Source organism: Hydrocoleum sp. CS-953, from assembly GCF_002260545.1.
In the GTDB taxonomy this organism is placed as follows: domain Bacteria; phylum Cyanobacteriota; class Cyanobacteriia; order Cyanobacteriales; family Microcoleaceae; genus Trichodesmium.
Genome location: NZ_LGSU01001338.1, coordinates 1 through 10,261, shown reverse-complemented (window position 1 = coordinate 10,261; position 10,261 = coordinate 1). Strand labels below are relative to the sequence as shown.

At 39.6% G+C, this 10,261-nt stretch carries 13 protein-coding genes; 2 read left to right on the top strand and 11 right to left on the bottom strand.

Annotated features, from left to right (window positions below):
* Nucleotides 1–1,046: 1,046 nt before the first annotated feature.
* The 9 genes from AFK68_RS42555 to AFK68_RS25050 all read right to left on the bottom strand — a co-directional run.
* Nucleotides 1,047–1,919, bottom strand: an 873-nt coding sequence (locus tag AFK68_RS42555; protein ID WP_371357551.1) for a VC_2705 family sodium/solute symporter, incomplete at its 3' end; no start/stop codon positions are given.
* A 12-nt stretch (nt 1,920–1,931) separates the two neighbouring features.
* Nucleotides 1,932–2,773 (bottom strand): VC_2705 family sodium/solute symporter (locus AFK68_RS25095; protein ID WP_256386649.1); only part of this gene is annotated, 842 nt, incomplete at its 3' end.
* A 250-nt stretch (nt 2,774–3,023) separates the two neighbouring features.
* Nucleotides 3,024–3,353, bottom strand: a complete 330-nt coding sequence (locus AFK68_RS25090; protein ID WP_094676026.1) for a DUF86 domain-containing protein — start codon at nt 3,351–3,353, stop codon at nt 3,024–3,026.
* Nucleotides 3,350–3,640 carry a nucleotidyltransferase family protein gene (locus tag AFK68_RS25085; RefSeq protein WP_094676024.1) on the bottom strand — a complete coding sequence of 97 codons (291 nt, stop codon included), beginning with the start codon at nt 3,638–3,640 and terminating at the stop codon, nt 3,350–3,352. The genes AFK68_RS25090 and AFK68_RS25085 overlap by 4 nt, the downstream gene beginning before the upstream one ends.
* 192 nt (nt 3,641–3,832) lie before the next feature.
* Nucleotides 3,833–4,585 carry a hypothetical protein gene (locus tag AFK68_RS25080; protein WP_094676022.1) on the bottom strand — a complete coding sequence of 251 codons (753 nt, stop codon included), beginning with the start codon at nt 4,583–4,585 and terminating at the stop codon, nt 3,833–3,835.
* 190 nt (nt 4,586–4,775) lie between these two features.
* On the bottom strand, nt 4,776–5,117 hold the full coding sequence (locus tag AFK68_RS25075; RefSeq protein ID WP_246844449.1) for a type II toxin-antitoxin system VapC family toxin: 342 nt from the start codon (nt 5,115–5,117) through the stop codon (nt 4,776–4,778).
* A gap of 260 nt (nt 5,118–5,377) precedes the next feature.
* A complete protein-coding gene (locus AFK68_RS25065; protein WP_094676021.1) occupies nt 5,378–5,608 on the bottom strand; it encodes a prevent-host-death family protein in 231 nt (76 codons plus the stop codon).
* 42 nt (nt 5,609–5,650) lie between these two features.
* Complete coding sequence (locus AFK68_RS25060) at nt 5,651–5,977, bottom strand: type II toxin-antitoxin system Phd/YefM family antitoxin (RefSeq protein WP_143438235.1); 327 nt, start codon at nt 5,975–5,977, stop codon at nt 5,651–5,653.
* A 426-nt stretch (nt 5,978–6,403) separates the two neighbouring features.
* The gene (locus AFK68_RS25050; protein ID WP_210407611.1) at nt 6,404–6,583 is read right to left on the bottom strand and encodes a hypothetical protein; all 180 of its coding nucleotides are present in this window, start codon (nt 6,581–6,583) and stop codon (nt 6,404–6,406) included.
* Nucleotides 6,584–7,064: 481 nt separating this feature from the next.
* Here AFK68_RS25050 and AFK68_RS25045 point away from each other — a divergent pair, with 481 nt between their 5' ends.
* Together AFK68_RS25045 and AFK68_RS25040 are read left to right on the top strand one after the other, a co-directional pair.
* Entirely contained in the window at nt 7,065–7,295 is a 231-nt protein-coding gene (locus AFK68_RS25045) for a DUF433 domain-containing protein (protein WP_094676019.1), read from the top strand.
* Complete coding sequence (locus tag AFK68_RS25040; protein ID WP_094676017.1) at nt 7,292–7,624, top strand: DUF5615 family PIN-like protein; 333 nt, start codon at nt 7,292–7,294, stop codon at nt 7,622–7,624. The genes AFK68_RS25045 and AFK68_RS25040 overlap by 4 nt, the downstream gene beginning before the upstream one ends.
* A gap of 443 nt (nt 7,625–8,067) precedes the next feature.
* Here AFK68_RS25040 and AFK68_RS25030 read toward each other — a convergent pair whose 3' ends face one another.
* Both AFK68_RS25030 and AFK68_RS25025 read right to left on the bottom strand, forming a co-directional pair.
* Nucleotides 8,068–9,759, bottom strand: a complete 1,692-nt coding sequence (locus tag AFK68_RS25030) for a sodium:solute symporter family protein (RefSeq protein ID WP_094676013.1) — start codon at nt 9,757–9,759, stop codon at nt 8,068–8,070.
* Complete coding sequence (locus tag AFK68_RS25025; protein ID WP_094676011.1) at nt 9,760–10,047, bottom strand: DUF4212 domain-containing protein; 288 nt, start codon at nt 10,045–10,047, stop codon at nt 9,760–9,762.
* Between the last annotated feature and the right edge of the window lie 214 nt (nt 10,048–10,261).

Here is a 10,261-nt window from a genome sequence, read left to right as displayed (position 1 = left end):
ACAATAGATAAATAGAACATCAATGTTGATGTGGGAGGGGGCTGAAACTTTTGCCAATTAAAGCTTTGAGGTTAAATTAGCCCGCCCTAACTATTGAACAATAGATAAATAGAACATCAATGTTGATGTGGGAGGGGGCTGAAACTTTTGCCAATTAAAGCTTTGAGGTTGAATTAGCCCGCCCTANATAAATAGAACATCAATGTTGATGTGGGAGGGGGCTGAAACTTTTGCCAATTAAAGCTTTGAGGTTGAATTAGCCCGCCCTAACTATTGTTCAATAGATGAATAGAACATCAATATTCGCGAAAGAGAGCGATATAGCTGCGGAATGGATGGTGTATAGCTACTTTCATACAACAAAGCCATCACCTTTTGTTAAAACCAAGAGATAGAAATCAAGTACGGAAATCTCCTAGCACTTTTTTCTTCTTTTTACCAAGAGACTTTCAAACTAATAGGAATTATATCAAAACCGGATAATTACTATACCCAAGTCATTGCGACTTACACTCCGTGGAAGGTTTGCGGAGCATTCCGGAACGGATAGCAATCTCGTGAGAACCCTGAGATTGCTTCCTATCGTCGCAATGACGAGTGTTCAATCGGATTCTATGTTATCCATTATTCATTAATTTCCAACCCGCCCCTACTATTGCACCATTTTAATCTAACTGTTCTTCGCCAATATCGCTAATTGGAGCAGGTGCTGCTAGAGGCGATCGCAAATCTCCTACCATCTCTTGTATTTCCAATGGTGGAGGAAGTGTCATCCGAGATACGACCAAGGTAACAACAAAATTCAATAACATTCCTACTGTACCGATACCCTGATCGGATAACCCCAAAAACCATGTCGCCATTCCATAGAATCTTACACCAATAATATAGATAGTTGTAAACACCAAACCAACTATCATACCACTTATTGCTCCTTCCCGGTTAGTGCGTTTATCAAACACTCCCAAAATAATTGCTGGAAAAAAAGTAGCAGCAGCGATACCAACTCCCAAAGTTGCTATCTCAATCACAAAACCAGGGGGGTNCCCCAAAAACCATGTCGCCATTCCATAGAATCTTACACCAATAATATAGATAGTTGTAAACACCAAACCAACTATCATACCACTTATTGCTCCTTCCCGGTTAGTGCGTTTATCAAACACTCCCAAAATAATTGCTGGAAAAAAAGTAGCAGCAGCGATACCAACTCCCAAAGTTGCTATCTCAATCACAAAACCAGGGGGGTTAATGCCGAAATAACCAGAAAAGGCGATCGCTAATACTACCATTATTCTACCCAAAATTAATCTTTGTGACTCTGATGCTTCTGGGTTAATCAGGCGGTAATAAACATCGTGAGCAATGGCACTAGAAATCACTAATAACAAACCCGATGCTGTAGACAAAGCAGCAGCTAATCCTCCTGCTGCCACTAATGCAATTATCCAAGGTGGGAGTTTAGCGATTTCTGGTGTAGAGAGAGTGATAATATCCGGGTCGAAAATGATTTCATTAGTCTCTGTATCTGGAGTCAACTGCAAACGACCGTCATTATTTTTATCGGTAAATTCCAACAAACCTGTATTTTCCCACTTTCTCGCCCAGTCTAACTGTTGCACTTCCGCCACAGTTTTGTTGTGTAAATTATCAATTAAATTGTATCGCGCTGAAGCAGCTAAAGCAGGAACAGTTGTCGAAAAAATGGCAATAAACAATAATGCCCAACCTACAGAATATCTGGCTGCATTCACGTTAGGTACCGTATAGAAACGAACAATAACATGGGGTAAACTAGCAAGACCTACCATACCAGAAATAGTGATAAATAGAACATCCAGCATAGTTTTTTGGGTGAAGGCAGCAGTATATTCTGGAAAACCTAAGTCAACTTGAACTTGATTCAGTTTTTCTACAATGTCACCAAAAGNAATGCCCAACCTACAGAATATCTGGCTGCATTCACGTTAGGTACCGTATAGAAACGAACAATAACATGGGGTAAACTAGCAAGACCTACCATACCAGAAATAGTGATAAATAGAACATCCAGCATAGTTTTTTGGGTGAAGGCAGCAGTATATTCTGGAAAACCTAAGTCAACTTGAACTTGATTCAGTTTTTCTACAATGTCACCAAAAGTAAAAGCTAATTCAGGAATTGGAATATTTGTCAGAGCATTACAAATAGCAATAGCTGGTATCAAATAAGCAACAATAAGTATAAAGTATTGAGCGACTTGAGTCCAAGTAATGCCTTTCATCCCTCCTAATATGGCGAAGAAGGCAACTATAACCATGCCGATAACGACACCAACTTCAATAGGGACTTGCAAAAACCGACTAAAGACAATACCAACACCTCGCATTTGCCCGATAACAAAAGTTAGGGATATGATGAGGGCAGCAATAACCGCAACGATACGAGCAATATTAGAATAGTAGCGATCGCCTATAAAGTCTGGCAAGGTATATTTCCCAAACTTTCGTAGATATGGAGCAAGCAGCAAACCCAAAAGTACATAACCTCCTGTTGCTGCCATTACATAATAAGAACCATCATAACCTAAAATTGACACTGCTCCTGCGATGGAAATAAATGAAACCGCCGACATAAAGTCCGCTGCTGTGGCAGCACCATTAGCAATAGCAGGTATACCTCTATCGGCGACAAAAAAGCCTTTACTATCTTCGACTCGCGATCGCCATCCAATGTAGAGGTAAAGCATTAAGGAAATTGTTACGAAGATAAATGTCCAAGTTTCTGTATTCATAATTAGGGAGTAGGGAGTAGGGAGTAGGGGAGTAAGAGAGTGGGAGAGCAGGGGAGCAGGAGAGATCCAGACACCTAGTCAGTCCAGTAGGGTGTGTTTCCCTGCGGGACATGTTTGCGGAGCATTCCGTCAGGAAAAAGCGTTTGCGCAGCATTCCGTAGGAAAGCGTAACGCACCGTTTTTTTTAGGAAAGCATAACTCACTATTTATAGAATTCAGTATATAGATTTGCATTTTCAAGTCTCATTATTTATTTCGATAAAATTTGTACAATTTTCGATTTTAAGTCTGGTAAGTTATATTCTACTACATTCCAAACTTCCTCCAAGTTTATTCCAGCATAGTTATGAATCAATACATCTCGAAATCCAGCAATTCTTCGCCAGGGAATATCTGAATAAGTTTGTCTTAATTCTGGAGAAAGGAGTTTGACTGCTTCTCCTATCACTTCAAAACAGCGAATCACTCCATCTTGAATCAAAGATGATTGTAAAAATTCTGTTTTCCCTCCTTTTGTGTAAACCTCAATGCGACTGAAGCGATCGAGGATATCTTGTAAATACATTCTATCATCTGTCATAGGGGTATTGCCTGACTCATAATTCTTTCTCGGAAAGACTCGCGTAATCCTTTAACAGTTGCCACATCTACTTTTCGCCCTAAAAGGTCTTCTAAATCTTGGATTAAACCAATACGATCTAGTAAACTGCGATCGCTTTCCATATCCACAAGAAAATCTATATCGCTATCTTCCCGCTCTTCATTTCGTGCAACTGAACCAAATATTCGGATATTCGATGCTCCATGTTGAGCAGCTAGGTTGAGAATTTCTTCCCGCTTTTGTTGTAGAATCTCTCTAATTTTCATTGTCTAAATTGGGATTTGATTTTTCTAGCCAGTAGAAGCGTAACGCACCGTTGTTTTTAGGAAAGCATAACCCACCGTTTTTTTAGGTAGGTGATTTTTGAACTAATAGTGGTGCGTTACGGCTAGCGCCTAACGCACCCTACTGGCTGTATTCATAAGGGAGTAGGGAGTAGTACGTTGTAATCAATATTTTTAGCTTACTCTTGCCAAAATATCATTTTGTATTCGCTGTTCATCATAAATACTTGGCTTTCCACCTTTTCTAGACTTTCCAAAATGCCATCTACCTATAGTTAAAACAAATTGTTTGGCTGTAGAGCTTGCTGGATTATCTTGCAAAATCTCCAATGCTGTGTCATAGATTCTTTGTCTCTCAGACTCAGAAAGCAGCATTATATGTGTAACACACTGCATAAAAATCTTCTGCACACCTGAATTTAAGGGATTTGTATTCAGATAATCTATCAATGGATTGATTATATCAGTGTCAGTTTGTAGTAGATGTTGTACTTTGCTGGCACATATAGCTAACCGCTGATGTGCTAGTCGATCTTGAGGATATACAGCCAGATGTTTTAGCATTCCCTCAAGCATCAAATCACTAGGTGAGTCAGCTCTTTTAAGCACTTCTAAAACTCTCTCGTGTGCTAGGATGTCTTGAGGTTTTTGGGAAGTGTGTTTGAGTAGCTTTTCAGTGATTAATTTACCAGGAGTGTAAGAATAACCATTGCCCCACCCTTCCTTGTATTTTTTTATTTTTGCATCTAAAGCACCTAAAGCTTGGATGAATTGCTGGTGCTTTTCTCTAGAGTTGGGATTACGATACAAACGATCTAGGATCGGTAGCAGTTTTTCTTTTTCAAACTTGACAACTTGTCTTTCTTGGTTGCAAATGATTAAAGTTGACACAATAATAAGTGTTATCAAGCTAAGTACAAATTCCATTGTTGAAGTCCTCAAGAAATTTACAATATCAAATCTGGATAATTACTATACCCAAGTCATTGCGACTAGAAAGTTGTAGGTTGGGTTAAGCGACAGCGCAACCCAACAAAAACCTCTATAATATATCTATTATGTTGGGTTTCGTGCCTCAACCCAACCTACATGAGCGATCGCGACTCTACAAGATTTTCTAACTAAGTGTTTGTACTGCCGAACTAGCTATAATATTAGTATCAACCGTGGCTAATATTAACCCATAGTAAATAGCTGTAGCAACAATAAATCTGTCTGCGGGATCTTTATGAGGTAGTACAACCTGACGACTTAAAATAGCAATAGCATGATTCATTTGAGCTTCACGAGTTTCTAAACTTTGTAAAGCTAAGTTAATCCATGTAACAGGATCGGGTTGCACAGATATCCGTCCTTTTTCTGCAAGGACAAGTGCTTCCCAAACACTAATTGGACTCAACCAAAGTTCGTTATTAGGATCGGCGATCGCTCTGGAGAAGTTGGAGCGATAAACGTGCATCGTCAAGTAAATACCAGAGCCAAATATGAGTATCAAGTAGAATTTTCATTCCAATTTCATTCCAACANTAACAGGATCGGGTTGCACAGATATCCGTCCTTTTTCTGCAAGGACAAGTGCTTCCCAAACACTAATTGGACTCAACCAAAGTTCGTTATTAGGATCGGCGATCGCTCTGGAGAAGTTGGAGCGATAAACGTGCATCGTCAAGTAAATACCAGAGCCAAATATGAGTATCAAGTAGAATTTTCATTCCAATTTCATTCCAACACTTCCCAAGGTTCGTCAACAGGAGCGACTATATCCCCTAATATTTCCCCAGTTCCTTTCATTACGCCACAGGGAGCGCGTTTAGTCTCGGTAACAGCAGGATAAATAATTACTAACGGCTTTCCTTCATGGATAACAGTTAGTGCTGTTTTTGTGCGTTCAACTTCTATAAATAAAGTCTGTAAACTTTGTGGTAATTCATCCGTAGTAATTTTTGCCATTTTTAAGTAAGTTCTCCTATAGCTTTACTGGTGAACATTTTATCACGTCTCTTCACCTTTCAAACTCCTAAACTGCATCATAGCAATATTCTCATCTAAGTCCGAGGAGTGTTGACTGTAAACACTATTTAGTTTTTCGGTAATCTCTTCGGGTAAAGGTTCGTTAAAATCTTGCGGTACAAGAAATTTTCCTCTATCTTGTCCCAAAGTAGCTATTCGCTTAGATGAGAGAGAAATGGGAACCAACTTCGCGATCGCCACCCCTTGATTTAAAATAATAATTTCTTCTCCAGGTTTGATACGAGATAATAACTCCGAGAGATTGATTTTGAAGTCGTTAGGTAAGTTTTCTATCTGAAGTGTAGGCATTTTTGTTTCTGAATCACTTTTATATTACATTACCAGTTTAACTTAACTTAGAATATTTTAGAGATTATAGGTTGGGTTAAGCGACAGCGCAACCCAAAAAAACCTGTACTGTATCTATATTATGTTGGGTTACCCTTACGGGAAGCAAGCTACGTTCCTCAACCCAACCTACATGAGTAGCGCTCTCTTTCAGAGTAGTCAAAATCTTCAGCTATTTGCTTGTATCTTTTGCGTTTTAAAGTTCCTTGCAATACCGCTTTTTGTAAATCGTCTAAATGCTGGCCTGTTTTTTCAAAGACTATTTCATCGGCCATTTTTAAGGCTTCTTCTAGACTCATGGGGTTAGAGGATAGGATTTGATTGGTATTATTGTTGACATTTGGGAACAGTTTANGGGTTACCCTTACGGGAAGCAAGCTACGTTCCTCAACCCAACCTACATGAGTAGCGCTCTCTTTCAGAGTAGTCAAAATCTTCAGCTATTTGCTTGTATCTTTTGCGTTTTAAAGTTCCTTGCAATACCGCTTTTTGTAAATCGTCTAAATGCTGGCCTGTTTTTTCAAAGACTATTTCATCGGCCATTTTTAAGGCTTCTTCTAGACTCATGGGGTTAGAGGATAGGATTTGATTGGTATTATTGTTGACATTTGGGAACAGTTTAGTACATTTTCAAGGCTTTGTTGTACAAAATTAGATGAAATTAAAACAAAAGACAGACAAAAATCGAAGTTTTTGAGTAGCTAAACTATCTCTTTGTACAAATAGCAAAATGAAAATCAAAGTATAGGCTTATCTTAATGTTCTGCTAGAGAGATGCCAGTTATGTAAAGTTTGTATCTTTATTGTAACAATTGTGGATTGAGTCAGGGGCGATCGGTTATTGTGTATGCGATAGGCGTTTAGAGTTTAGTTTTTTATATCTCTATTCGACTTCCCTAGCGCCTAGCGCTATAATATAGCAGTCGAAGCAAAGGTTAGGACATTGATAAATCCTGTTTGCGTAGCATGACCTAGGAAAACCCTTTGACAGCTTACTATTCCCTATTCCCTATTCCCTATTCCCTAGCGCCTAGCGCTATACCAATTTATGAACTACCGAGACATCATTACAATTGAACCTGAAAAACGTGGTGGTAAGCCTTGCGTCCGTGGCCTGCGGATTACAGTCTATGAAGTGCTTGAGTACCTGGCCTCCGAGATGACTGAAGCTGAAATTCTTGACGATTTTCCCGATCTGACGCGAGAAGATTTAAAAGCCTGCATTGCTTATGCTGCTGATCGCGAGCGTCGGTTTATGACAGCCCCATTATCTCTATGAAATTACTTTTTGATGAAAATCTATCGCCTAAATTACCAAACCGTCTGAGCGATATTTTCCCAAACTCGCTTCATGCTCGAGATGTGGGAATGAAAGCAAAAATCGACCCAATCGTTTGGGATTATGCAAAAGACAACGATCTAATCATCGTCTCGAAAGATGCTGATATGCACGATCTGAGTTTAGTATTTGGAAATCCACCGAAAGTGATTTGGATTCGCCTTGGGAACTGTTCGACATTACAAGTTGAAAATTTGTTGCGTCAGGAGTTTAGGGCGATCGAGTTATTTTACGAAGATCAGACTTTATCCCTGCTTGCTTTATCATAATGCGCTAGGTGCTTACCTAATGCGCTCGCATTTTGTTTTGCTATGGATTGCTCTGCCACTAAAGACAGTCCATGCTGACGAGATAAACACCAAACACACTAAAAAGTCCAGTAGTGGAATGACACAGCTAAAACTGTGCATTAGAAAATGGGAGATGGGGAGATGGGGAGATGGGGTGATTACGAAAAAAGCTAATGCGCCATTTTAGGTGAAACTGTCCAGTAGTAGACCGACACAGCTAATTTTGTGCAAAATAGTAGGGTGTGTTATACGGCTTAAATTCAGACGAAGAAAAGGATTCAGTCATCCTTCGTCACGCACCATTTTAGCTGTGTCAGTCCAGTAGGGTGCGTTAATGAAATGTAACGCACCACCACAATGTTAATTTTCGGTGCGTTACGCTGGCGCTAACACACCCTACTGGACTTCTTCCCCCTTTAAATTTAATCTAACTCTTCCTCCCCAATATCTGCAATTGGAGCAGGTACAGCTACAGGCGATCGCAAGTCTTCTACCATTTCTTGTATTTCCAATGGTGGAGGAGGTGTCATCCGAGAAACTACTAAAGTCACAATAAAATTTAACACCATTCCCACAGTGCCAATACCTTCAGCAGAAACTCCGAAAAACCATGTTGGCATTTCCAGAAATTTGACACCGATAATATAGGCAGTAGTAAACAATAAACCTACTACCATTCCAGCGATCGCTCCTTCTCGGTTAGTGCGTTTATCAAACACTCCTAAAATAATTACCGGGAAAAAACTTGCAGCAGCTAAACCAAAAGCAAAAGCTACCACCTGAGCAACAAACCCTGGTGGGTTAACTCCAAAGTAACCAGCAATGGCAATAGAAAACCCTACCATGATCCGCCCTACCATTAACCGTCGCGCCTCGGATGCTCCTGGATCGATCATTCGATAATAAACGTCATGGGCAATAGAGCTAGAAATTACTAACAATAAACCCGATGCTGTAGACAAAGCAGCAGCTAATCCTCCTGCTGCCACTAACGCAATAACCCAAGGAGCGAGTTTAGCTACTTCTGGAGTAGACAAAACAATGATATCTCTGTCGATCCTAATTTCGTTAGTCTCTATATCTGGAGTTAGTTGGAAGCTACCATCATTATTTTTATCGGTAAATTCTAATAAACCTGTATTTTTCCACTTTGTCGCCCAGTCTAACTGTTGCACTTCCTCCAAAGTTTTGTTGTGTAAACTGTCAATTAAGTTATATCGGGCAAAAGTAGCTAAAGCAGGAGCAGTTGTATACAAGATGGCAATAAACAATAATGCCCAACCAGCAGAATATCGAGCAGCTCTTACATTAGGCACCGTGTAGAAACGAACAATAACGTGAGGTAAACCAGCAGTTCCCACCATCAGCGCAATAGTGATAAACAAAACATCCAGCATACTTTTGTTGGTAAAAGCAGCGCTGTATTCTTGGAAACCCAAGTCTACCTGAACCTGATTCAGTTTTTCGACGATATCGCTGAAGGTAAAAGCCAATTGAGGAATGGGAATACCCGTAATTTTTGTCGCAATAGCAATAGCTGGAATCAGATAAGCAACAATAAGTACGGTATATTGGGCGACTTGAGTCCAAGTGATGCCTTTCATTCCACCTAAGATGGCAAAGAAGGCAACAATAATCATGCCAATAACAACGCCAGTACCAATATCAACTTGCAAAAAGCGACTGAAAACAATACCGACACCGCGCATTTGCCCCGCAACGTAAGTCATGGAGACAAAGATAGCAGCGATAACTGCAACGATACGGGCAACATTTGAGTAGTAGCGATCGCCTACAAAATCAGGAACTGTATATTTACCAAACTTCCGCAGGTATGGGGCGAGTAGCAGTGCTAATAGTACAAAACCGCCAGTCCATCCCATCAGATAGATCGAACCGTCATAACCCAAAAAAGAAATTAATCCCGCCATTGAAATAAATGAGGCAGCAGACATCCAGTCAGCTCCAGTAGCAGCACCATTAGCAATAGCAGGTACACCTTGGTCAGCGACGAAAAAACCTTTACTATCTTTGACTCGCGATCGCCATCCAATGTACAGATAACCCATGAAGGAAATAATAACGAGTATAAATGTCCAGACTTCTACAGTCATTTAGTCTCTCCTGTCGGTATTAGATTTTTGATCAAGTTGGTCCATGTTGTATTTTTTATCGAGTTTATCCATTTGAATGGCATAAGTAAAAATTAAGATTACAAAGACATAAATTGAACCTTGTTGTGCCATCCAAAAACCGAAGGGGACACCGAAAAATTGAATTGCATTTAGGGGTTGGACTAATAAAATGCTAAAAACAATGGAAACTAAAGCCCAAACTATTAGCAAGTTTCTGATTAATGCTGTATTAGCACGCCAGTATGCTCGACGTTGTTCTTCATTCATTTTTTAAGTTTTTGATTGATGTATAAATATTTTTATCAGATTTTTTACCCAAAATCTGATTAATTTATGACTTACGCAAAGAAACCCGGTTTTTACAAGAAATCCTTAACTAATAGCTGAAGCCATTTCAAAAGCTCTATACTTCTGACTTCTGTAAAATAGGTAGCTTGGCTCGATTCCAAGTATATTATTAAAGCATTATTTGGTATTTGCC